Source organism: Mesorhizobium sp. W016 (assembly GCF_054719485.1).
On sequence record NZ_JBTTIF010000002.1, the window covers coordinates 5,426,916 to 5,450,062 of the forward strand.

A 23,147-nucleotide genomic window follows, 5' to 3' on the forward strand; every position below is an offset into this window, starting at 1 on the left:
AGGCGCATCGGCACATCGCCTTAAATCACGTCGGCGCCAATCGCCGCCAGCGCGGCGCGTGCCACATCGAATCCTGATCGCCGGTTCCCGAACCGACGCCGATGCCGCCCGCAGAAGCGGATCGGCAAGCCCCCGGGCAAATTGGTCACGCCGCCCTGCGAAGTGATACCGGCTGAGAGCGCCGCTTCGAACGCCATGCCGCCGGTAGCGGCGTTTATTGACGCTGCGGTGCGCGCCTTCGCCTGCGCCGTACGCATGCTGAGGAACCGCGCGCCATCCATGCGCAGGCTGGCGAGGACTTCGCCGCTCGCATCGACGACCACGAGACATTGCGGCACGCCCATCGTGACGGCGCGCGCTGCTCCGGCTGCAACGGCCTTCAAAGCACCGTGATGCGTGAGGGTGATGGTCTCGCGAAACATCGCTATTGGGCTGCCCTTCGCTGCGTTTGAATCGATGCAGGAACTCAGGTGCTTTCGCGCTCGACGACGCGATAGCCGGTGAGCACGATTTCTTGGCCGTGTCGTTTCTCGTCGCCTCGGATCACCTGGATCAATCTGCGAGCGGCCTGTTGCCCGATCCCGTAGCAGTCGACATTCACGGTGGTGATGCCGGGATGGCAAAAGGCGGCTACCTCGTAGTCGCCGAAGCCGGCAATTGCGATATCCTGCGGGATCCGCATGCCCCGGCGCTTGCATTCCATCAGTGCGCCGAAGGCCGAAAGGTCCGAAACGCAGAGTACGGCTTGCGTGTCCGGCCAACGCTCCAGCATGCTGACGACGGCCTGGCCGCCCTGCTCGATGGATATCGGCGGCACGCCAAAGGAAACGAGGCGCCCGGTCGGCAGGCCGAGCTCCTCAATGGCTCTGACAAAGCCTTCGCGCCGCTGGCTGCCGCGCGTGTCGCGCGAGGTCGTGCCACCGATGTAACAGAATTTTCGGTAACCCTTCCTGGCGAGCGTCTTGACGAGAAGCCCCATCGCCTCCTCGTTGGAGAACCCAACCACTTGATCGATCGGCTTTACCGGCAACTCCCAGGTTTCGACTACTGGAATTCCGGCGTTTTTCAAAAGGCGGCGGGCGCGATCCGTGTGAGCGCCGCCGGTTAGGATAATGCCTTCCGGCCGCCGACGGAGCATCGCTTCGATCAACCGTTCTTCCTTCTCAGCCGTGTAGTCGGTGTAGCCGAGCAGAAGTTGCAGCCCCGTGCTTTCAAGCTCGTCGGTAATGCCGCGAGCGGTATCAGCGAAGTTGGAATTGTTGATCGACGGGACGATAGCCGCAACGAACCCTGTCTTGCGCGAGGACAGGCTGCCGGCTGACTGGTCAAGCACATAACCAAGGTCGTTGACCGCGACCATGATTTTTTCCCGTGTCGCCTTGGAAACCCGGCTGCCCTCTTTCAGTGCGCGTGAAACGGTCATGGTGGACACACCTGCCCGCAGGGCCACGTCAACCATAGTTGGCGCATGGTTATTGCCGGACGTTGAGGACACTGCCTTGGCCATCAAGCCACTCCGGCGGTTGCTCGCGCCGCGAACGTTTCACGCTTCGCGAAACGGCTTACCTGGTCTCTATTCGCCTTCATGAACCACCTCCGGAACCCGATACCAAGAACATGTTATCGATATCATGAGGGACTGGCAATAACTGGAGACCCGGGTGAGGCGCGGCGGTGTCAATATTGGCTTTCGGCTGCTGTTGGGTGTGTCTGTAAGCACGATGAGCGTTTCGGGCCATCCCAAATCGCCCTTCCAGCTGCGGTCAAAGAATCTCTGTCTTTAGATTGAAGAGATTCGAGCATCCAGTTGTGATAGGTGTAGGAACGAGCGTTTTACGACCGAGGCAGGCGAACGCCACTTGGGCCTTTGAACCTCACTGCCCATTCACCGGCACCGATACGTCGATATCCTTCATCAGCTGGAATCGGTCGTCGTAGGAGCGATTGAGACAGGCTCTGCTCCCACCGCACGCATTCCGGTGCTGTAGCCATTCGCGTTGGTTGGCTAGCAGGGATTTGCGAACGTTCACATTGTTGAAGCCCCGAATATATCGGTAGATTGCATTCATTGCCCGGTCCTTGGCCCACAAGTGGTCGTCAGAGCACACCGCGTTCTCAGTTGCCGTCATCGCTTTCGAGCAATCGAAACTTGGGCTGCCAATACCGGTTGGCTGCTGGTGGTCTGCCATGAACGCAACGGTTTCCAAGCAGACGAAGAGAGCTCCTCGGCTCTTTAGTGCCGACTTCACCTCGTCGAGCATCGGCGTCCATAAGCCTATCCAGTTCTCCTTACCGGCAATGCGATTCCCTTCATCAAAGGCTTCCCTGACAGCCCGATCGATAACGTCCTTGTCTGGTTGGAAAAACTCCGCGCAGCGTGACTGCAAGAGCGTGTAGGACACGAACCGATCGGCAAAGACGTCCGCAGTCGGCGCGTCACTCGGGGTGCTCAGTTGCCCGCTGTCCTGTTCAAAAACATCAATGCCGAGAGCTCTCGCACTTTCCGAGGAAAGGAGCCGCACCTCGGTTGGCCCAGCAATCGTGAAGAAGCGAATAGCTTCGATACGAAGTCCAAGATGGGTCAGATACGATCCGACCTCGGCGTTCGCGACCCCGCTCTCTTTGTACTGGCCGTTCTCTTCCGTATAGGCCGCATGGAATCCGATCTTCGAGGTGGGCGACATATAGCGGCGAACACCAGCGACCCAAATCAAACCACATGCCGAGTAGCATTCTCCATCTGCACCCACCGATGTCACATAGCTGCTGAGACGGATTCTGGCCCCAATTTGGAGCGCTTCCTCTATCAAGCCTCCGGGGCTTTGGAGGAGAACGAGGACACGCCCGCGGTTCAGCGTAAGATCGTAAAAGCGATCAGCATCGCCCTGAACGATCTCGCCCGAAACGCCAATGATATCGACTGTGCCATTGGAGTCGATAAGTTGAATATCCGCCGCCGCTGCGCGCCCCGAGATCAGCGCAAACGCCAACCACGCGCTGAAGAATGCCCATCGCATAAGAAACGGAGAACCCCCTGCTGCCCAAAATTCCATGTAGCAAATCGAACGGCCGGATCAAGCGCCACTAAAGGCGTTGTCGATCAAATCTGAAGCCTGGCATAACAGATCGAGCTGTTCGCTCAATCACTAGCCCAATTGCCTCAGCGCCTTCACCTGCTCCACCGCAACTTTGACAAGTCGCGGTGCCAATTGGCGTGCGGTTTCGAGGAGTTCGGCCTCCAGTTCCGCCCGCTCGCGCGAAATTGTGCGTCTCTTTTCCAAACCTTCGAAGAAATCCGTCAGCGGTACGTTGAGCACGCGAGCAAGCTCTGCAAGCGTCTCGATGTTGGGAAGTTGTTTGCCGCGCTCAATGTTCGAGATGCTCTCTGGCGTGCGGCCAACGCGGTCAGCCATAACCTCCTGACTGAAGTTGGCGCCGCGCCGCGCAGCTTGATCTCGGGCGCCTATAGTCCGCTTTAAAGAGTCGCTCATACTCGAAACGTGACTTCGGTATTTCGAATTGACAACGAAGTCAGCTTCAGCATTGGTCGTCGCCATGAAGTCTACTTCGTATCTCTTGAAAAACATGAACAGTGACGTAAGGGCGGCACCAATCAGAAATGAGCGCCTTGCTTCTATCCCCCGCTGCGGTCGCGTTCCCGGCATGGATTCTTGGCCGCGATCCGTCGAAGAAAATGATCTGCGTCTCTTATGCTCAACCTCTTGCGGTCAAGCACGCCAACGACTTTCGAACAGTCGTCAACACCGCCTGGTACCGGTCGATGTTCCCGACCTTCAAGGTTAGCCCGCGCAAGAACACTGAAAATGAACTGCAGACCACGCTCGGCGGTGGACGCCTGGCGACCTCGACCGGTGGTCAGCTAACCGGCCGGGGTGGCGACATCATCATTATCGATGACCCCTTGAAGGCAGATGAAGCGCATTCGGAATCGGCTCGCAATAGGTGCGCCGACTGGGTTCGCACGACTTTGATGTCGCGCTTCGACAATCCGGCTGCCGGTGCCGTCGTCCTTGTCATGCAAAGATTGCATGTCGACGACCTAGCAGGCGTGCTTCTGGAGACTGGCGGCTGGGAGCATTTGAACCTGTCGGCGATTGCCGAGCAGGACGAACGCGTCCAGACAAGTGTAAATCGCTGGCACGATCGCAAGCTTGGCGACTTGCTGCACCCCGCGCGTCTGGGACACGCCGAACTGGACGGTCTAAAGCGCCTATTAGGATCGCTCAATTTTTCCGCGCAGTACCAACAATCCCCTGCCCAACCGGACGGCAACATGGTCAAGAGGGTGTGGTTTCGCGACTACGATCCACATCAGTTCGACCGTCGGTCGATGACCATCGTTCAAAGCTGGGACACCGCGCTTAAGGGCGACCCCTCCAGCGATTACTCCGTCGGAACGACATGGGCCAAAGCGACAACAACTATTATCTCCTCGATCTCGTCCGCGTCCGGGCAGCTTACCCAGATCTCATCAAGGCGGTGAAAAACTCCCTTCTGGAGCACTCCCCCGACATCATCCTCATTGAGGATGCGGGTTCCGGCTCAAGCCTCATCGCCGACTCGGAAAGCCAGGACATCAGCACCACGCCGGTAAAAGCCAGAACCGACAAGGAAAGCCGGCTGTCACGTGTTGCCGCAATGATCGAAAACGGCAACGTCAATCTTCCGAAAGACGCGCATTGGAGAGATGACCTCCTGCTTGAGGTGCTCGCATTTCCGCACGGAAAGCACGACGACCAGGTCGACTCCATGACCCAAGGCGCTGATCTGGATGAAGGACGACAAGCCGACGGGTAGGTTCTATTTCGGCAAATTTTGAAGTCCTGCTCCAAAGTCTGGGCGCTTCGCCAAATGTCAGCTATGCGCCGCAATTCGGCCATTGGGCCGAGCTCTGCCGCCGATTGAAGCGGACTCTGGTGGCTGGTTGCGCGTAGGCAGGGGTGCCACGTTACAGCAAACCCACGTGTAGCGCCGGAGGGGATCGTGGCGCGCCCAGAACGAAAGCTTGTGGCGGTTTTGGCAGCAGAAATGACGGAAGCGCCGTATGATTGCGGCAATCCTAGTGGCGGGTTCAGCCGTCTGGGGCGAACGACCAGGATTGTGGGCTCCTTGTCGCGGAAAGCCTGGCCATCCGCATCTCGGAATTCACCTATCGAACGTCGCCTTCGAAAACGGGATCCTGTATTCTGTGCTATGCCACTTAGTCGACAGGAGTGGGCAAAGTGAGCCAGACGCGGAAACTTGCGGCGATCCTGGTCGCCGACGTGGTCGGATATAGCCGGTTGGCGGGCTCGGACGAAGATCGAACGCTGGCACGGCTACGGGCGCTCCGGAGCGATCTCATCAATCCGACCATCGCTGTCCACAATGGGCGCGTTGTGAAGCTTATGGGTGACGGTACCCTCGTAGAGTTCCGGAGCGTTGTTGACGCCGTACGCTGTGCAATCGAAATGCAGAACGGCATGGTTGAGCGCAACGCTGGCTTACCGCCCGGGCGACGCATTGAATTTCGCGTCGGCATTCATCTCTGCGATGTTGTCGAGGAGAGCGACGGCGATCTGATGGGAGATGGTGTCAATATTGCCGCCCGTCTAGAAAGCATCGCTGAGCCGAACGGCATCTGTTTATCGGCCGCCGCTTACGAACAGGTGCGCGACAAACTGAAGGAAGAATTTGTCGATCTGGGCGAGAAAGAGCTCAAAAATATCGCACGCCCGGTGCGCACCTATCGTCTACGTATGCGCGACACAGTCCCAAAAACCGATCTGGCTGCGACTGCCGGGTCCTCCGAACAGCTGGCGCTGCCCGACAACCCTTCGATTGCTGTCTTGCCATTCCAGAACATGGGCGGCGACCCCGAACAGGAATACTTCGCCGACGGCCTTGCCGAAGACATTATTACTCGGCTGTCGCGTCTTCGTTGGCTCTTCGTGTCCGCCCGCAACTCTTTGTTCACCTACAAGGGAAAAGCGGTCGACTTAAAACAAGTCGGTCGAGAGCTTGGTGTGCGGTATGTGCTGGACGGAAGTGTAAGGCGCTCAGGTCATCGCCTCCGGATAAGCGCGCAAGTCAGTGACACATCGACCGGGGTACAAGTGTGGGCTGAACGATACGATGTGGAATTGTCGGAATTCTTCGCGCTTCAGGATCAGATTGCCGAAAGTGTCATCGCTACGATCGAGCCGCGGCTCTACACGGCGGAACAGCAACGCTTTCAGAGCAGGTCCCCCACCAATCTTGACGCTTGGGGATTCGTCATGAAGGCGATGCCATATGTCTGGACCTGGAGTTCGGCTACGGAAATCGAGATTGCACAGGGATTTCTGAAGCAGGCTACGGACCTCGATCCTGACTATCCCCGCGCCAACAGCCTGTTGGCGTGGGCTCACGCGGCCCGCGTTTTGTCAGGATGGGCCAACGCAGCAGACATTCTGCCCACCTCTCGCGCCCTCGCGCAGCGGGCAATCCAAGGCGACCCCGAGGACCCGTGGACGCATTTAGCGGCAGGGTTTGTCCACATGATTTCGCGCGGCTTCGACTCTGCTGTGAGAGAACTAAATGAAGCGATCGAGCTAAACCCGAGCTTCGCCTTTGCGCATTCGATCCTGGGCTCAACTTACGGATATGGGGGCATGCCCGCCGAGGGGCTCGACCATCTTGAAATCGCGGGTAGGCTAAGTCCTCGCGATCACACATATGCTGCGAATTTCTCCATCCTTGGCTTATGTCATTTCATGGCTGGACGATATGCAGACGCGGTCGAATGCGAATGTCGCGCGGTTGAACTCCGGCCCCATTTTGGGTCTGCATGGCGGACGTACGCGGCGGCCGCTGGGATGGCCGGTGAAATGGACATCGCGGTTCATGCGCTTTCGCAGGCCAAGCGCCTTCAACCGTCCCTATCCCTTCAATGGGTAGACAAGTTTCATCCGATCGTTCACTACAAGCACCGGGCTCTCTATGTAGAGGGGCTGCGCATTGCCGGGCTTCGATAGTTGCGGATCGTGCCGTGCTCGTAGCTCGCTATCGGACCTACTATACCGCACGAGCGTGCGCTCAGCGCCTCAACTCGGTTGTCAAAGCTTCGGTGGGTTTCTTCCAACAGCAGACGTTCCTCACGATGAATCCGAAGAGCCGGCCGACCACTTGGAAGTATGCATTCGAATCGCTTCGGCGCGCTAGATCTCTGAAACCAAGGCGCTACTGGGGATGGCCCTGAGTTCGGCTGATCAATTGCCGCCGTCAAAACGGCTTCCGCTCCCGGGGCTCTCCCTTCTCACCAATTTCCCGTGCGGTTCTGCGCTGCACTCTGGAGCGCGCGAGAGGCGGACCTATCGAAGCTGTCGGCGCAGGCCGCTTCGACGTCCGCTTCGGTCAAGCCAACGTCCCGCAGAAGGAAGTTGGACAGGTGACCGAGCCCGCGCTCTATGTTGCGGCGGGTCCTCCACTCACGGACAAGGGCCAGCAGGCGTTCGAGCGGAGGGTCAAGAAAAGTGCGCGGCACGCGCCGTGCGGTCTGGCCTGGTGTAGTTTGCGTCATGTTACGCCAGGTCATGGTGAACCTCCGTTGATCGGGGATGCGAATGACGATCACGTGACGGCAGAAGGCGAGAAGGCACCAGGGCAGCTTCGGAAGCGTTCCGCTTCAGATTGTGAACTGGCCTCAGACCTCCGAAAGGCCTAACCTGCGGCAAAGGAGCGGTCAGCCATGACGCGACGGCCTTACGGACTGGTCTGCCCGATCTCGCACGCCTGCGAGTTCCTGGAGCCACGCTGGACAATCCAAATCCTGACCGAGCTCTGGAACGGCTCGACCCGCTTTAATGACATTCGCAAGGGGTGGGCAACGTCTCGTCCGCCCTCTTGTCGAGGCGGCTCAAGGAAATGGAAGCGTTGGGCCTGGTCGAGCGCGTCGAGGACGGGGCGACGGGCACCATCAGCTATTTCCGTACCGAAAAGTCGATAAGGCTCGAGCCGGCGATGAACGCGCTGGCGGAATGGGCGCAATGCAACATCCAGGCGGAGATCGCGCTCGCCGACGTGGATGTTTCGACCCTCATGTGGGCCGTGCGGCGAAAGATTGACCTCGCTGAACTGCCGCGGCGGCGCGCCGTCATCCGCTTCCATTTCCGCGACGATCCCCCACCGAGGTGTCCCCATTACTGGTTTGTGGTCGAGCCAGGCTCAGACTTGCCCGAGCTATGCTCGCTCGACCCCGGCCGGGACGTCGATCTTTACGTCGAGACCGGCGTTGTTTCGCTGGGAGCCATCCTGGAGGGCCGCTCCAGCATCGAGCGTGAGAAAGAGAGGGGCGGCCTTTTCCTCATCGGCGACCCCGGCCTCGCGCGAAGCATGGACCGTTGGCTGCGAATCTCGGTCTACGCGGCGCTTGAGGGAATCGTCCAGCTTTCTTGAAAGCCATGTTTGGAGTGCAGCCTTATGCAACCCGCCCAGGACGACAATGCCATTTGGCTGGCCTCAAAAGCATGGTGCAATCGTCCGTTGTTGATTGCTGCTCACTGAAAGCCGCCAGTCCGCATTCGGCCCAATATTTCCGACCGCAATGCGCCTGAATTCAGCCGTTAAGCAGAAAAACGTGAGTACCGCAAAGTGGACGCGGCGTACTCTGGCTTCTGGCGCGATGTGGGTTAGGCGAGCAAGATACGCTCAGCGAGCGTGCGATGACCTTCTTTGGGGCAGGCTATCATTTTGTCGATCAAAGAGCGCAGAACTCCTTTGACCCATTCGTTGCCCACGGCACGGATCGCGTACTGCGCGCCTCGATAATCGTCGAAATTCGGGATCAGTCTGCCGCCGATAGAACCCAGCGACGGACAGGCTCGCTATCATCAAAGGCCGCCTCGAAAATTGATGATGCGAGCACGGCATATATGTGAAGGGTTTCAGAGCCGACGTTTCGAAACCCGTGTTTTCGATTAGCCGGAACAACAAGTGATTGCCCTTCGATTATGCTAACCGACTCGTTGTCGATCCAAATTCTGCTTTGCCGGTGACCACAGAGAGCACTTCTTCAACACGGTGACTGTGCGTCGGGGCGCCCATAGCCGGCGCTACCCATTGCTCGAAAATGCACAGCTGAAGCGCGCCGTTCTCAGCGGATATAAGCATCCGGGTTTCTACTCCAACTCGCCATTCCTCCCGCCGCTGTTCCGCATGTGAGATTATCTTCATGATGATTGTGGACCCCTCTCACTTCAAGCAAATGTTCTTCTCCTGTAAGGACCCGCCCGCCACTCTGAAATGCACATCGAAGCAACGTCCCAACCTTGGCCAGAGCACAAGTAGATGGTCCGTGTCGGCATCCCCGGAGCCCTCAGCGACATCCATCCCCCTGCTTGTCACCAGATGAGACTTCGATCAATCTCGCCAATTGAGGTCCTCCCGGTTAACGCCATTGCCGTTTCAAATTCCCGGCGTAACAGGTCAACACAGTGCCTGACCCCATCGGATCCGCCCAAGGCAAGCGCATAAACATATGGGCGGCCGATCATCACCGCGGTTGCTCCAAGAGCGATAGACTTCAAAACATCCGTTCCCCGTCTGATGCCGCCATCGATAATAATTGGAATCCTGCCGGCCACCCGCTCGGCAACTGCCGGCAGTGCATCGATCGTTGCCGGCAGCGTGTCGAGGTTCCGTGCGCCATGATTGGAAACCACAATGGCGTCGGCGCCTGAGCTTATCGCCAGTTCAGCGTCCTCAGGATCAAGGATGCCTTTCAACACGATAGGCAGAGCTGTGAGAGAACGAAGCCACTCAACATCCGGCCATGTCAATATTGCACGCTTTGGCGAACCACCGATCTTGAAGAGGCCTGTATTGCGGTCATTGAAATAAGGGGTGGCGAGCGCATCGGGAATTTTGAAACCGGCTCGCATTTGCCTTCGCCGATCGCCGAGTGTTGGCATATCCACCGTTACGCAGATCGCCTTCGCTCCGCCCGCAGCGACTTGGGCGACAAGGTCACGGTTGAAACCTCGATCGCTCTGCCAATACAACAGGAACCAGATCGGCACAGGGCTTGTGGCCACGCATTCCTCGATGGTTGCTGTTCCGCTGGTCCCCAGAGTGAATATCGCACCGGCTTCGCCCGCCCCGCGAGCGGCAGCCACCTCGCCCTCGGGGTGTGACATGCGTTGGAATGCCGTTGGCGCCAGAAAGATCGGATGAGAGAGCCTTTCACCGAAGAGCGTAATGCTTGTGTCGATCTTCGAGACGTCCCGCAAAACCCGCGGCCTGATCCGCAGCAGGTCAAACGCACCTACATTGTCCCGCATCGTAATTTCGTCACCAGCCGCGCCGACGATAAACTCATAGACGGCATGGGGCAAACGATCACGTGCAGCAGGTTCGAAGTCTGCCAGGCAAAGAAATTCATTTGCGAGATCAGAAGGCATTTGCCACCCGGCTGCGGTGTTCAAGACGTTATGCTGAGTTGTTACGCTGTTCAACAGGCCGCCCGTGCTCCACGCCATGTTGAGCTTCTTTCCAGAGCGCGGGCGATACAATCGCGCTCGAATCGGAGTGACATTGAGTTGAGCCCATCCGTGCCTGACCAGAAGCCAGAAGGCCCCTGCTGGACAACGCGCTTTTGTCGTCTGCCGTGCTGGTGGCCAAGCCGTCGCGCCCTCTCTGAAGGACTTCTCTCGTTTGAGGTGCGCCTAGACGGCACCCTTGCAGATATTTATGTTAGACATCTCTAAAGTAGGCATGAGCCGCTCGGCTTCGGATTGCGCCAAGGCCTGCATTCAAGCCCTGATTTGTTGTGCTTTTTCATCCGGGGGACGCCAGTATGACAAGCGAACGTCAGCACGAATACGAGTTGGGACATTCGGAACGAGAACTGAGAAGGCTGGCGACGCAGGCGGCATTGGTTGACCCGATGACGCGGGATTACCTGCGGCGAGCTGGCCTTCGAGCGGGAATGCATGTCCTTGACGTGGGGAGCGGCGCTGGCGATGTCGCCTTTCTCGCGGCTGATATTGTCGGACCCACAGGTCTTGTTATCGGCACTGACAGGTCGGCGGAGGCTCTTGACGCTGCTCGGGCGAGAGCCGCGCAACGTGGTTTGGAGAATGTAATCTTCCACCAGTGTGATCCTGCCACCTTCACTTTCGATATAGCGTTCGACGCCGTTGTTGGCCGATACGTCCTAATGTTCGCGCCCGATCCGGCCGAGATGTTGAGAGGGGTTGCGCGGCATCTTGGTCCCGGGGGCGTGATGGTATTCCACGAAGTCGACTGGACTGGCGCTGCCTCGTTTCCCTCCGTCCCAACGTACGACAACTGCTTTCGGTGCATTGTGGAGACATTTCGTCGTGTAGGGACCAACCCCAACATGGGCCTGCAGCTCCATGCGACCTTCGTAAAAGCCGGGCTGCCGGCCCCTAGCATGGCGGTAAGTGCTCTCGCCGGAGGTGGATCAGACAGTATGAGCGGCATTGATCTGATCTCCGATCTCGCAGCGACCATGGCTCCGGTCATGGAGCAGATGGGCGTTATCGCAGCTTCAGAACTCGGTCCCGAAACGCTGCAAGATCGAATTCGCGCCGAGGCTTATGCAAGCGGAAGCGTGGTGGTCGGCCGATATGAGGTGGGCGCCTGGTCACGACGAATGTAGGCACCACGGTCATGCGCCCGCGCTTCCCCCGTCCAGCCCGCTCGAGCTGAAATTGACGCTCAACGATGGAGGCGGAGAAGGCGCACTAGAGCCGTCCGACCGCTACAGCGATAGCGCCATCAAGACAGCGCTGCTACGTCAGGGCAGCAGGTGAATTGCCACAAGCTCGATGATCAGCAAAACGGCGCGCACCACGCCTCCAATACGCGCGGATGTCCTGATCGGTTTGGAATGCTTCTAGCCAGAGCCCGTCGGGGGAGACGCCAAGGCAAATGGGGATAGGCATCGCGGCTGGCACGATTGTAGTAGGTGCTAAAGCATCTCTGCCCAACATGCAGGCGGCTCTCTGACCGCGAAGAACACATATTAGCCTGCGCTAACTAATGGCGAAAGCCCCCCTCATCGAAATATCGCCGGCCTGTCCTGATTGTCTCTTTGGTTCTTTCAAACTGGGCAATGGCGTGTCGCCGGAGGAGAGCGGGACAAAGAACAACATCGTCGGTGTACGATCTGGAGCTCGCTGCCGACCAGGTCATAGCTTGGCTCCGGCGCTGCCAAGACCTGGTGACACCGGTCTGGCCGCTGGCGAAAATATGCGATCCTGCTAAACTTAGCCCGTGTGAACACGCATGAATGGGGGCTTTGTGCCGGTATCATATGACCTCATTGGCAAGACAGCCGTCGTAACCGGCGGAGCAAAGAGTATCGGCAAGGCAATCGTAGAGCGCCTTGTAGCGTCGGGTGCTGCAGTGCACGTGTGGGATCGAGATCAGATCGAACTGAAGGGTGTGGTGTCTACGAAGGTCGATATTACCAGCCGCGATCAGGTAACCCATGCGATCAACATGATCGTCGGTCGTGGCCAGCGTATAGACGTTCTGGTTAACAACGCCGGTTATCTAGGAACCCTTCACCCGTTTGACCAACACGAACCTGCAGACTGGCGAAGCATCATCGAAACCAATCTGATCGGCACGATGCAAGTGACGCAGTTGGTTTTGCCCCACATGCGAAAATGGGGTGTTGGCCGCATTGTCAATATGGGCTCTTTGGCGGGCAAGGAAGGTCTTGCCAACCTTGCCGCCTATTCAGCCTCCAGCGCAGGTATCGTAGTCTTCACAAAGGCGCTTGGGCGTGAGGTCGCCAATACAAACATACGCGTGAACTGCGTCGCTCCTGGGCCAATCGATACGGACATGATCCGAAACCTCGGGGTCGCAGCTGTCGAGACAATGATCGTCGATAGTCCAATGAACCGGCTCGGCCGGGTCGAAGAAGTTGCCCACATGGTGGCCTGGCTGTGCTCGGACGCCAGCAACTTCAATACCGGCGCGGTATTCGACATGTCGGGTGGGCGGGCGCGTTACTGAGCGCCGACTGTGTCTCGGTGCTTTCAGGCGGCCCCGCGTCACCGTGGACCAAATATTCCCACCCTAACGGCGACCTATGTGATCCCCTCATGGCAACTCTGCGGTACGAGGTAAGGCGGGAACCGGATGGGACGTGGGCGGTGTTCGACGTTTTCACCGGGCAGCCGGCTATTGTAGTGGGCCACCCTTCTGTCGACCTTCCCGACATGGAGTATGCTGAAGAGCTGGCAGCCATCCTGAATGCCAACGACCTGAAGCAGAGGCTATCTCACGGGAGGCTCCCCGGAGGGCTCGCCTGACCGAGGTGGCATGACAAGTTAGCCATTCAACGCCTTCGTACTGCCCTTCCAGGATGGCTCGTCCGATTCCGAGCAAGCATTTGTTATTGAATTCCCGACTACGACCGTCTTAAATCGACTTGCCATTGCGTTTCGTAGGGAGGATGTGATGGGCACGTGGTGCCAATTCGCAGGGCCACGCGTTGCGTGGAAGTAGTCGGAGCCAGTGGCGAATGGGTCGTCCGCATCATAGAGACCGACCAGGAAATTACACGCTCATTGGGCCTGGAATCCTTTGCGCTGTCCTTCGCGGAAGGCCAGCGGATACGCCTGCATCTCGACAAAACGCTCTGGGTTGAACGGTGCTAAATCCACGAGCCGTCCAGTTGCTGGCTGTCTTGCCTCCCCAGGGCGCCGGCATGGAGGCTCGGTTTTTCGGCAGTAACCTCGAGACGGCTCGACAAGCCTGAAGGTCGATCGTAAAATCGGCTCAAAGCTCCTGCCTCGGGCCGCGTTCTCGCCGCTCAATGATCGTCAAACTGCCTGCGTAGGTGATCAGGTGAAACCAGGACCTATTCCTTGCGCGTCACGCCCCTCTTTCAGCCGCGACGACTACATGCTGGCCCGCTTTCTGAGGATTTTCACCGCGAAGCTGACGGTCCGCTTGCGGCCCCAATGCTGCCCAGGAGCAATGCGCCTCTGAGGTGACCAGAGTGAAGAAGCTAGGCCAAACCCGCACGACGGGCGCCTTCTCTGATTGCAGCAATGGCGACAGGATTGGTAACCGGATAGGTTCTGATGAACACCTCAGCCGTGAAATTCGGGAACTCGTCCTTCAGTCGCGAATTGATCCTGGCGACCTGAGGAGTTTCATTGAGCATCGCATGAGCCATTGCCACAAACAGAAGGGTGGCGGGCGAATCTGGCGCAGATTGACGTAGCGCGACCAGTGATTCACGGTAAAAGCCTAGAACGTAGCTGCATCGAGCGAGCATTCCATAATACCAGGGAACATAAGGATTTAGCCGGACCGCTCGCTTGGCCAGTTCGTAGCCACGCTTCGGGTCGCTGCCAACAAGAGCAAGGCTACCCGCAAGAAAGGCAAGTGAGTCCGCGTCATTTGGAGCAGCCACCAACACTCGGTCATGTTCTTCGACAGCAGCTTCGACATCGCCCTGCAATGCCCGAAGATCGGCAAGCATTATGCGGGCGTAAATGTCGGCCGGATCAAGCGCCAGCGCTTGCTTGACACATTGGCTCCAGCTCTCGATCGAGCCGGAAAGGTTGTCGGTAAACCCGTTGATAGCTTCCACAGCATGCGCAAGTGCCAGCGCCGTCCAAGCTCTTGCTAGACCCGGGTCGAGTTCGATCGCACGCGCCAGTAGCCGTATCGCCTCCTTGTTCGACTCACGGGTGAAAAGGTGCTTCTGCTCAAGCCCAAGCAGATAGCAGTCATAGGCCTGCAAACTTGCTGGAGCCTTCCGACGAGCCGCATCACGTCGCAGATTGGCGAGCTGACCGTGGCAAGTTGCAAGGACATTGATGACGTTTTCGGTCACGCTGTCCAGCATCGCAAACAGGTTGTTCGCGGAACGATCGTAACGCATCGTCCAGACATCGACCCCTGTGTGGGCGTCGACGAGTTGGACGCGGATGCACACCCGCTGCCCGTCCACTTGAAAACTTCCCTCGATCACATAGTCGGCATTCAACTCTCGTCCGAGAGCTCGCACGTCAACACGCCGTCCCTTGTAGGAAAGCATTGTTTGGCGGGCGATCACCGCAAGGTCCCGGTAGCGAGAGAGATCAACTATGAGGTCCGCCGACAAACCATCAGCGATACGAGTCCAGCGTTCTTCTCCGCTTAAATTGTCGAACGGGAGAACTGCGAGGACCGGCGGACCCGGCTCGTCGGTCGAAAGACTTCCGGGTGGTGCATGGCTGCGGTCCTGCTGGCGGTGATCGGCAAGTAACCCAGCAAGCGCCACTTTACTGCGAACATCGAGCTTCCGATAAATGGCCGAAAGATGGGTCCGAACGGTGGTAGGCGCTATGAAAAGTGTTTCGCCGATTTCGCGATAAGTCATGCCCTCCGCAAACTTTGCCGCGACCATCAACTCCCGATCCGATAAGCCGGCGAGAGGATTGCCTACGGCGCGAAGCATCGTTCCATTTTCCTTGCTGCCGACCTGTGGCCAGAACCCGATGGCCTTACATCAGGATGAAAATACTACAGATGCGATATCGAAAACACTGCATTTGCACGATTCCATGCGACGGGTCAGCATCCTAGTCTCTGCAGATCGGCAGGGCAGGTTGCTTGGCAGGCCTGGTCGATCCAGAACACGGAGGGCTCCATGACAAAGTTGTCTGTCTTGACCGTAATACTGGTGCTTTTGGTGTCGGTGGGGCCATGCTTGTCCGAAGGTACCCAAACCAACAGCAAACTGACTTCCGAAGAAGCGCTGCAAGCTGCCAGCTCTGAACTGTATTCCGACATTCTCGTGCGAGCATGCAGGAACGGATGGCGGTATCCGCGCAGCTACATCGAAAATGGATTCAGGCGCCACCTCGCGGAGCTGAAACTGCAGCTTGTCGATCAGGGTTACAGCGTCGTACCCAACATGACCGCGAATGATCTGCCCGTCCGAGGACCGATATCGGAGACCAAACGCCGTCTGGTTGGCTCGCGCCAATTCAGCTGTTCCCACCCATACTGGCGCGATGAATGACTCCACGCGACGGTGTGCATCTGACAGCCTGATTTCCGGCGGTTCTCCCCAGGTTGGAAGGAGGCGTTGACGAATGGCAGGTTGTTATTCCAGGAGGGGTGACACTCCTCCTGGAGCTGTAAGCAACGTCATGGAATGACCGCTCTTCGGCTGCGTGGCTCCGCAAGCTGCCGATCCGCTACCGGCCCTGTTCCAGCCGCCAAGGGGCCGGCCGGTAAGAGCGCCCGCTAAACTTGGTCGTCAAAGCAGCGTATTCGTCAGTTGACAAGGCAAACTTCGCTCGATGACCGTGAACTCGAACGGCAGCTTACCGACGAGCGCTTCCTAGAAGCAGACCGTCCGGATACGGCCCCAAATGAGACGTTGGAAGCATTGAGGGCAGGGGACAGTTCGTGGCGCAAACGAGATAGCAGCTCCGAGTAGTCATCGCTGTTCGCGAAACGGTCAATTCCTGGACATCGCAATGTCGTGTATCGACTAACGCGCTATCTCGGCTCGAGGACCAATTCAGGTACGCGCCTGACATTAGCTGTTGAGCATAGATCCGTGCGTCCCGGAAAGCGGACGCGGCACGATCCGGGTTAGGCGAGTAAGATACGCTCGATGACGGCGGCGCGCGCGGAACCGTCGCAACCAAGGATGAAGCTGTTGCTGGAGTCGAGCGGGCATTCACGCGGCCATTGCCGGAGCAGATCGGCGCTAGGACGGCCCAGCAGCCTTTGTAGCGGGGGGACACTTTGCGGCGGGCGGGCCGCTGGGCTCGACCGGTGAGACTCAGCGCCGTCCGGCAAACAATATGCGCACGACTGCCAATGCCAACGAATCATACAAACGGAGGAAGGAGCGATCTAACCAGCGATCGTCATTTCCGATGCCAGCGCCTAAGTCTTTTATGAGACCTAAGCGCAGCTTGCCGGCCGCAGCATGGTCCCAATTTGGGACGAATAGTTTGGCGCCCATATTGCACCCACATCTTTCGCCGGCTGATCCCCGGTCCTGATCGCGTACTCTGATCAGGTGTAGGCTCGCCGGGCTCGAGGTAGTTGGGGTCTTCGCCCGGCGAGTTGTCTACCAATGCGCAGTCACAGCCACACGGTGACGCCATACTCCGAAATGCCGCAAGCATTCCGCAGTTGTGCATCGCCCGACCAAGTCGATCGGTATGGGACTTCAGTCGCGCAAAGGGCGATACGGTCTGCGACTCCGGATTTTTTGCTACATTTCAGAGGGTTACAAAGCGCTCCGCAGTCGTCAGTCGCTCATTGCAACAAGCATTTATCTAAAGTTCATTCAGTCGAATTAGGAAACTCTTATAAGCCGCTCTATAACGAATCGGCGAGGTGGCTATTCGCCTGAGGAGGTACCATGACATCCCGAAAAACGCTGTTGGCAGCGCTTGCCGCGCTTGCGCTAGTGACCGCTCCTGCTTTCGCTGGCGCGGGTGGAAACGGTGGTGGTCACGGCAATGGTGGTGGTCACGGCAATGGCGGTGGTCACGGCAATGGCGGTGGTCACGGCAATAGCGGCAAGTCCGGCAACAGCGGCGGGAAGTCCGGCAACAGCGCTTCGCACAGCAAGTCGGCATCGGCTCACGCCGGAAAGAAGGCCTCGGGCGAAGACCAGGTCGCCGTCGACGACATTGAGGTCGCCGCGACGCCTAAGGACAAGAACATTCACGCCAAGCTTGGCCGGCTGAACTCGCTGCAGCGCAACATCAACGCTTATATGAACTCCAAGAGCAAGAAATTCGCCGGCATTCAGGCTTATGTGACAGCGTCGGCGGCCGCCAAGGGTGCCCAAGCCGCGGTAGATGCCGCCCAAGCCGAAGTCGACGCGTTGAACGCCAAGTTGAACGACCCGAATACTCCGGCCGACCAAGTCCCGACCCAGGAGCAGATTGACGCAGCGCAGGCGGCTCTCGATGCCGCCAATATAGCGGCGGCCGATGCTGCTGCCGCCGTCCCGTCGCTGGATGACGCGCTCGCCGATATGGCCAACAAGCCGGTCGACGCCGAGGTCACCGAATGGGCCAACGGCGTGCTTGCCGAGAAGATCGACGAGATGGCTGCCAAGCAGACTCCTGCGGCAACGCCGTAAGGCGGTCACAGGTGAAGCGACCCTAGTCGAACGTGCAAGCCGCCGGGTCACCCCCCCGGCGGCAGCATAGGCGCTAAGATAGGTATTGCCTTGCGGAATCGGGTGTGATTCTACGCTGCGATGACACACGAATCGCTTGTTGATGACGGCTGGGCCGAGACGATTGAGCTTCTGGGCGGCGAAGAGTTGATCGCAGGAAGTGCCCGCGAGACGAAGGCGTTCCTGCGCCCGCGCGGCGTCAGGTCGGCGAGCGACCTGTTGCGCCTGACACTGGCTTACTGCCTTGGCAAGGTTGGCATGCGGGGCGTCGTGGCCTGGGCGGCGGCGAGCGGGATAGCCGACATTTCGGACGTGGCGCTGCTTGGCCGGCTGCGCAATGCAGGACCATGGCTGCAGCAGTTGATTGGGCACCTTTTGAAGCGCGAGGATGCAGGTTTGGCCAAAGGCCGACTGGTTCGCATCCTCGATGCGACAGCGGTTGCCAAGGCCGGTGCGTATGAGAAGAAGAACAATGGTCTTTGGCGCATGCACTGCGCCTTCGAGCTTGAGCGCGAGCAGTTCGACTTCATCGAGATCACCGATCAGAGCGAGGCCGAGTTGATCGACCGCGTGCCGGTGGTGGCGGGCGAGATCCGCATCGGTGACCGCGCCTATCTGCAGGCCGAGCGGATCGCCAAGGTGATGGCGCAAGGCGGCGATGTTGTTGTGCGCGCGTCGTGGAAAAACGCGCGATGGCTCGACGCCAACGGCAGGGCGTTCGATCTCATCGGCTACCTGGAGAGCTGCCGGGAGGAAGTCTGCGAAACGCCTGCCCGGCTGGCACTCAAGAAGGGCGAGCCTGTGAAGATGCGCCTGATCGCCTTGCGCAAATCCGAGGCCGCGGCACAAGAAGCGCGGCGCAAAATCAACAAGGAAGCCAGGGCCAAGGGCAACAAGGTTCAACCGCAGACGCTGATTGCGGCCGGCTTCGTCCTGCTTGTGACCTCGCTTGACCGGGAGGAGTTTCCCGCCGATACGGTCCTCAAGCTCTACCGCATGCGCTGGCGCATCGAGCTCGCCTTCAAGCGCCTGAAGAGCCTGATCGGGCTGCGCTCTCCTCCCGCCAAAGACCCAAGGATCGCAAAGCCTTGGATCCTTGCACACTTCCTCATCGCGCTCGTGACCGAACCCCTCTCGCAGGAGTTGGGTGTCTCTCCCCCTTGAGCGACGGGCGCCCGCTGCTGTGGCGCGCAACCCGCCAGATCGTCGCCTCTCTGATCGCGACCATCTTTCCTCAACCTTCCTTGGCGGCCCTGCGCCAAAAACTCCATGCCTTGCGATATCGCTGGCGCGAACCACCACGAAAGCGCAAGTTTCAGTCCATGCCAAAGCTATCTTAGCGCCTATGCCGGCGGCAGGGCGACCCGAGCTTGCCACCTTATTCTCCTCTTTGAGGGCGACCCCCAAACAAGCGGAGTTGCTACCGACGCGTAGGAACAAAAGTGCCGAAATACCGTGTTGAGGAGATGGCAGGCGATGCCGTGACGGCCACCCACACCGTCAACGCGAAAACTCCGATCAGGGCGGCGCGCGAAGCGGCGGAACGAGACGTCATTCTACGCCCGGCCACTCGAATACAGTTCAGCCTGTAGGGCGGTCCATACCCGGCTGGCCGCGGCTCACGCTGGTTTCTTGAAACGCACCATGCCGTCGACCTCGATGCCCAAGTTCGACTATTGACCCGGACCAGGGTTCTCTGTCTGGTTTTGAGCCAGGGGGGAAGCAATACGATTTCCTGGACGTGCCGCTTGAGGCGTTTGTCGCGTTCAAATCTGCCTTCGCCAAGGCCGCTTTCAACAATCACATCGCAACCAACTATGCATTCCGGCTCGCCCAAGAAAAGGCTGCAGGCTCGTTGGACGATTAAGGGAGGTTCTTTCAGAAAAACGGCCCGCACTGATCGAAGGCGCACGGGCCGGACCGTTGCCGCCGGTCGGCAGCGGGAGGCATCCATTCCGGCCGGTGCAAACAGGCCTCTCCCGGCACAATTAGCAACCTTCGGCAGTCGTTTTCATCTGTCCAGGGGCTGCGGACTTGGCACTGGTGTCATCCTGTTGACCAGGAGCGGCCTGCTTGGCACTGCCACTCTGCTGGCCCGGCGCACAGTCCTTCGCTGAGTTCGAATTGGTCGACTTCGTTGTGGTCGAATCCGTGTTGTTATCTGTCGTCGGCATCGTTGTGGTAGTGGAGGAGCCACTCGACGTCGTCCCTGTTGTCCCCGTCGTCCCCGCGAACGCAAGCCCGCTGGAAACAGCCATCATGGCAGTGGCAAAAAGAAGCCGCTTCATTCTTCATCTCCTAATGACAAGTAATGTCCCTTCCATTCGATAACGGGGGATGCGAAGGATCGGTTCCAATGCGATCTTGTGTTGACCGGCAGCTTTGGGGCGGCCATTAGCGGACTGGCAGCCTTCAGGCGGCGGATCTTCGGTAGCTGACATTCCGGCTAGCGCGGACATCGCCTTCCCATGGGCAGAAATTAGTCTCCTGGGCCCGCCCACGTTTCTCTCAAGCCTCCGATTTCATGGCCGACAGGTTATCACGATGTGTCTGAAGGTGCAGAAGCTGATCGTGCCCCTTGGTTGTGCAGGGCCAACCTCCCAACACCCTTGAAAAGGACTTGAAGTCGTCCCGCACCGGAGCGAACGGGTTGTGTGCGTCAAGTTCTGCAAAATGGGGCAGCCATGATGCTGGTCATGCGGCTTGGCGCAGAGCGAGCTTCTTGTGCTCGCGCAGGTCGTCCATGTTGATGTATCGGTTGGCCTCCATCCAGTTTTCGTTGGTCTCGACGGCCAAGGCCCTGACCAGGCGCAGGCAGCTTTCGGTGTTGGGGAAGATGCGCACGACATAGGTGCGCCGGCGGATTTCCTCGTTGAGCCGCTCCAGCATGTTGGTGGATTTGAGATGCTTGTGGTGCTGTCTCGGCAGCCTGAAGAAGGTCAGGGTTTGTTCGATGGCATCCTCGGCCCAGCCTGTCAGGCGCGGATAGCGTGCCGACCATTTGGCAAGCCATGCGGCAAGATCAGCCCTGGCCTCTGCGAGATCGCGCCGGTCGTAGAGCCAGCGCAATTCCTGAAGGCAGTCGTCGCCGTGCTTCCTCGGCAGATGATCGAGCGCGTTCCTGAGGAAGTGCACGTAGCAGCGTTGCCAGGCGGCTTCGGGGATCACCTCGCCGATCGCTGCCACCAGGCCGGCGTGATCGTCGGACACAACCAACTCGACGCCCTTGAGGCCGCGCGCCTTGAGGCCGACGAGGAAGTCCCTCCAGGCCGAGCGGCTCTCGCGATTGGCCATCTCCACGGCCAGGATCTGGCGCCTTCCGTCCCAGTCGATACCGACCGCTATCAGCACCGCCTGGCTCATGACAACACCGGCTTCACGCACCTTCTCGTAGCGCGCATCGAGGATGAGGTAAGGAAACGGCTCTTGAAGGGGGCGCCTGGCAAAGGCAGCGAGGCTCTCATCCAGCCGCTTGTTGATGGCCGAGATCGACGAGGCCGAGAAGGCATGGCCGCACAGTTCTTCCGTGATCGCCTTCACCTTGCGGGTCGACACGCCCTGCACATACATCTCCGCCAGTGTCGCCACCAAGGCCCGCTCGGAACGCTGGTAGCGCTCGAACAGCTCGGTGGAGAAGCGCCCGGCCCGGTCCTGCGGAACCCGCAGCTCGAGCTTGCCGACCCGCGTCACAAGGGTGCGGCCGTAATAGCCCGAGCGATAGCCAAGCCGTTCGGGCGTGCGCTCGCTCTTCGAGGCACCCAGCGCCTCGTCCATCTCGGCCTCAAGCACCTCCTGCATCACCGCACGGAGCACTTCGTGCAATCCATCCGGGTTCGAAAGCAAAATGTCTTTGACGGCAGCGCTGGCGGTCTTAACTTCAGTCTTGGTCATGGTGGCGTTCCTTCGCGGGAATCAGGTGACGTGAACAATCACCAGCCTGCCATGACCGCCCCCTCTCAGCGAATTTGCAGAACTCTCAGCACACTACCAGCGAACGTCTTCGCATGATCGGGATAACACGGCGGTCACCAGACACCTGACGAGTTGAAGGAATGGGAGCGACGCTCCCTGGAAGGCGACTTCTCGCAAATGCCGCGTCCCTTCCGTTGGCGTCAGTCAGCGCGCTTTGCGCATTTCATGAATGGCTATAAGGAGGCGGGCGGTTTGATCAATTCGCTCGTCTGCACCGCAGAATTGCCAGAGATGTCCTGGACGGCCGTTCGCCGTGGTACGGAAGCGCGCGGGACTTTATGGCTCTGGCTGAGGGCGTCCTTGACGGCCTGTGCGAAGACAACGCGAGGATGGAGGGCATCAATACAGCACCCGCGTTCCGCGACGCCTTCATGTCCAAACGCTGCCTGATCCCTGCCGACGGCATCTCGCCGTGAGGAAGAAATGACGCTGAGGACGCCAACTGTCGTCGGGTCCGCTGGCTGCATGGGTCACGCCGCAGGCGTTGCAATCCCTTCTAAAGCGATGATCCTGGTGTTAGCGGAACGTTTGCGGATCTCGATCAGCCGGGCGTATTCCGGCGAATTATACCAGCCCATCAATGACGCCATGTCGGGGAATTCGACAATGACCAGTCGGTGTGGATCCCAATCACCTTCCAGAACCTTGGTGGCGCCACCGCGGCCCAGATACCGCCCACCGTACCGCTCTTCGGTAGCGGGAACGTCCCGCCGATATTCCTCGAACAAGGCAGCGTCTTTTACGTCTACATCCGCTATCAGATAGGCAGCCATCTGTGTTTCCTCCTTAGACCTACCTCGCGCTCCTCGGCTTCGGCGTCGTCGGTCCGCACCCTGTCGACGATCTCCGTGGCGACATCCAGCGCCAGCGCGCTTTTCGATGATTGTTGGCGCTGCCACGGCTTTCCTTCATTCGCATGGTTCGCAAAGATTAGCATGATCGCATGCTCTCGTGTCTGGCGGTCTCCCTCAAAGCGTCATCGACCGCCCTTCAGATG

20 protein-coding genes and 1 pseudogene are annotated in these 23,147 nt (G+C 58.9%); 11 read left to right on the forward strand and 10 right to left on the reverse strand.

Annotated elements, in window-relative coordinates; translation table 11 throughout:
- Positions 1-20 precede the first annotated feature (20 nt).
- The 4 genes and pseudogenes from ACYG9V_RS26600 to ACYG9V_RS26615 form a co-directional block, all read right to left on the reverse strand.
- Positions 21-428, reverse strand: a pseudogene (locus tag ACYG9V_RS26600) (GlcG/HbpS family heme-binding protein).
- A gap of 38 nt (positions 429-466) precedes the next feature.
- Complete coding sequence (locus ACYG9V_RS26605) at positions 467-1,507, reverse strand: LacI family DNA-binding transcriptional regulator (protein ID WP_050589318.1); 1,041 nt, start codon at positions 1,505-1,507, stop codon at positions 467-469.
- 367 nt (positions 1,508-1,874) lie between these two features.
- A complete protein-coding gene (locus ACYG9V_RS26610; protein WP_156933481.1) occupies positions 1,875-3,053 on the reverse strand; it encodes a lysozyme inhibitor LprI family protein in 1,179 nt (392 codons plus the stop codon).
- A gap of 93 nt (positions 3,054-3,146) precedes the next feature.
- On the reverse strand, positions 3,147-3,557 hold the full coding sequence (locus tag ACYG9V_RS26615; protein ID WP_198020081.1) for a helix-turn-helix domain-containing protein: 411 nt from the start codon (positions 3,555-3,557) through the stop codon (positions 3,147-3,149).
- A gap of 62 nt (positions 3,558-3,619) precedes the next feature.
- On the opposite strand from ACYG9V_RS26615, the gene ACYG9V_RS26620 reads away from it, so the two are divergent.
- The 3 genes from ACYG9V_RS26620 (at position 3,620) to ACYG9V_RS26630 (ending at position 7,016) form a co-directional block, all read left to right on the forward strand.
- Positions 3,620-4,504: a hypothetical protein gene (locus ACYG9V_RS26620; protein ID WP_460222040.1), complete on the forward strand. Its 885-nt coding sequence runs from the start codon at positions 3,620-3,622 to the stop codon at positions 4,502-4,504.
- Entirely contained in the window at positions 4,423-4,818 is a 396-nt protein-coding gene (terL, locus tag ACYG9V_RS26625; protein WP_460222041.1) for a phage terminase large subunit, read from the forward strand. The genes ACYG9V_RS26620 and terL overlap by 82 nt, the downstream gene beginning before the upstream one ends.
- Before the next feature lie 425 nt (positions 4,819-5,243).
- Complete coding sequence (locus tag ACYG9V_RS26630; protein WP_023728163.1) at positions 5,244-7,016, forward strand: adenylate/guanylate cyclase domain-containing protein; 1,773 nt, start codon at positions 5,244-5,246, stop codon at positions 7,014-7,016.
- Between the two features lie 281 nt (positions 7,017-7,297).
- Here ACYG9V_RS26630 and ACYG9V_RS26635 read toward each other — a convergent pair whose 3' ends face one another.
- A complete protein-coding gene (locus ACYG9V_RS26635; protein WP_023728164.1) occupies positions 7,298-7,576 on the reverse strand; it encodes a DUF1127 domain-containing protein in 279 nt (92 codons plus the stop codon).
- A gap of 284 nt (positions 7,577-7,860) precedes the next feature.
- Between ACYG9V_RS26635 and ACYG9V_RS26640 the strand changes: the two genes are divergently transcribed.
- The gene (locus tag ACYG9V_RS26640; RefSeq protein ID WP_352766000.1) at positions 7,861-8,436 is read left to right on the forward strand and encodes a winged helix-turn-helix transcriptional regulator; all 576 of its coding nucleotides are present in this window, start codon (positions 7,861-7,863) and stop codon (positions 8,434-8,436) included.
- Between the two features lie 388 nt (positions 8,437-8,824).
- On the opposite strand, the gene ACYG9V_RS26645 is transcribed toward ACYG9V_RS26640, so the two are convergent.
- Positions 8,825-9,019: a cupin domain-containing protein gene (locus ACYG9V_RS26645; RefSeq protein WP_306413648.1), complete on the reverse strand. Its 195-nt coding sequence runs from the start codon at positions 9,017-9,019 to the stop codon at positions 8,825-8,827.
- 361 nt (positions 9,020-9,380) lie between these two features.
- Complete coding sequence (locus tag ACYG9V_RS26650; RefSeq protein WP_352608605.1) at positions 9,381-10,463, reverse strand: alpha-hydroxy acid oxidase; 1,083 nt, start codon at positions 10,461-10,463, stop codon at positions 9,381-9,383.
- Positions 10,464-10,834: 371 nt separating this feature from the next.
- On the opposite strand from ACYG9V_RS26650, the gene ACYG9V_RS26655 reads away from it, so the two are divergent.
- Both ACYG9V_RS26655 and ACYG9V_RS26660 read left to right on the forward strand, forming a co-directional pair.
- Positions 10,835-11,662 (forward strand): class I SAM-dependent methyltransferase, encoded by an 828-nt coding sequence (locus tag ACYG9V_RS26655; protein ID WP_023740360.1) that lies wholly within the window; start codon positions 10,835-10,837, stop codon positions 11,660-11,662.
- A gap of 629 nt (positions 11,663-12,291) precedes the next feature.
- A complete protein-coding gene (locus ACYG9V_RS26660) occupies positions 12,292-13,032 on the forward strand; it encodes an SDR family NAD(P)-dependent oxidoreductase (protein ID WP_023728049.1) in 741 nt (246 codons plus the stop codon).
- Positions 13,033-14,032: 1,000 nt separating this feature from the next.
- Here the strand turns inward: ACYG9V_RS26660 and ACYG9V_RS26665 are convergent.
- A complete protein-coding gene (locus ACYG9V_RS26665; RefSeq protein ID WP_352766004.1) occupies positions 14,033-15,475 on the reverse strand; it encodes a LuxR C-terminal-related transcriptional regulator in 1,443 nt (480 codons plus the stop codon).
- 192 nt (positions 15,476-15,667) lie between these two features.
- Between ACYG9V_RS26665 and ACYG9V_RS26670 the strand changes: the two genes are divergently transcribed.
- From ACYG9V_RS26670 to ACYG9V_RS26685, 4 genes are all read left to right on the forward strand, one after another.
- A complete protein-coding gene (locus ACYG9V_RS26670; RefSeq protein ID WP_023749672.1) occupies positions 15,668-16,042 on the forward strand; it encodes a hypothetical protein in 375 nt (124 codons plus the stop codon).
- A gap of 1,365 nt (positions 16,043-17,407) precedes the next feature.
- The gene (locus ACYG9V_RS26675; RefSeq protein ID WP_023749671.1) at positions 17,408-18,139 is read left to right on the forward strand and encodes a hypothetical protein; all 732 of its coding nucleotides are present in this window, start codon (positions 17,408-17,410) and stop codon (positions 18,137-18,139) included.
- A 120-nt stretch (positions 18,140-18,259) separates the two neighbouring features.
- Positions 18,260-19,342, forward strand: a complete 1,083-nt coding sequence (locus ACYG9V_RS26680; RefSeq protein WP_352967966.1) for a transposase — start codon at positions 18,260-18,262, stop codon at positions 19,340-19,342.
- A 909-nt stretch (positions 19,343-20,251) separates the two neighbouring features.
- Positions 20,252-20,509, forward strand: a complete 258-nt coding sequence (locus ACYG9V_RS26685; RefSeq protein WP_023731955.1) for a hypothetical protein — start codon at positions 20,252-20,254, stop codon at positions 20,507-20,509.
- Between the two features lie 363 nt (positions 20,510-20,872).
- Here ACYG9V_RS26685 and ACYG9V_RS26690 read toward each other — a convergent pair whose 3' ends face one another.
- Positions 20,873-22,069: an IS256 family transposase gene (locus tag ACYG9V_RS26690; RefSeq protein WP_286456782.1), complete on the reverse strand. Its 1,197-nt coding sequence runs from the start codon at positions 22,067-22,069 to the stop codon at positions 20,873-20,875.
- A 410-nt stretch (positions 22,070-22,479) separates the two neighbouring features.
- On the opposite strand from ACYG9V_RS26690, the gene ACYG9V_RS26695 reads away from it, so the two are divergent.
- Positions 22,480-22,566 carry a hypothetical protein gene (locus ACYG9V_RS26695; RefSeq protein ID WP_348524486.1) on the forward strand — a complete coding sequence of 29 codons (87 nt, stop codon included), beginning with the start codon at positions 22,480-22,482 and terminating at the stop codon, positions 22,564-22,566.
- Between the two features lie 54 nt (positions 22,567-22,620).
- Here ACYG9V_RS26695 and ACYG9V_RS26700 read toward each other — a convergent pair whose 3' ends face one another.
- Positions 22,621-22,923, reverse strand: coding sequence for a DUF1330 domain-containing protein (locus ACYG9V_RS26700; protein ID WP_023670645.1), 303 nt, complete (start codon positions 22,921-22,923; stop codon positions 22,621-22,623).
- Positions 22,924-23,147 lie beyond the last annotated feature (224 nt).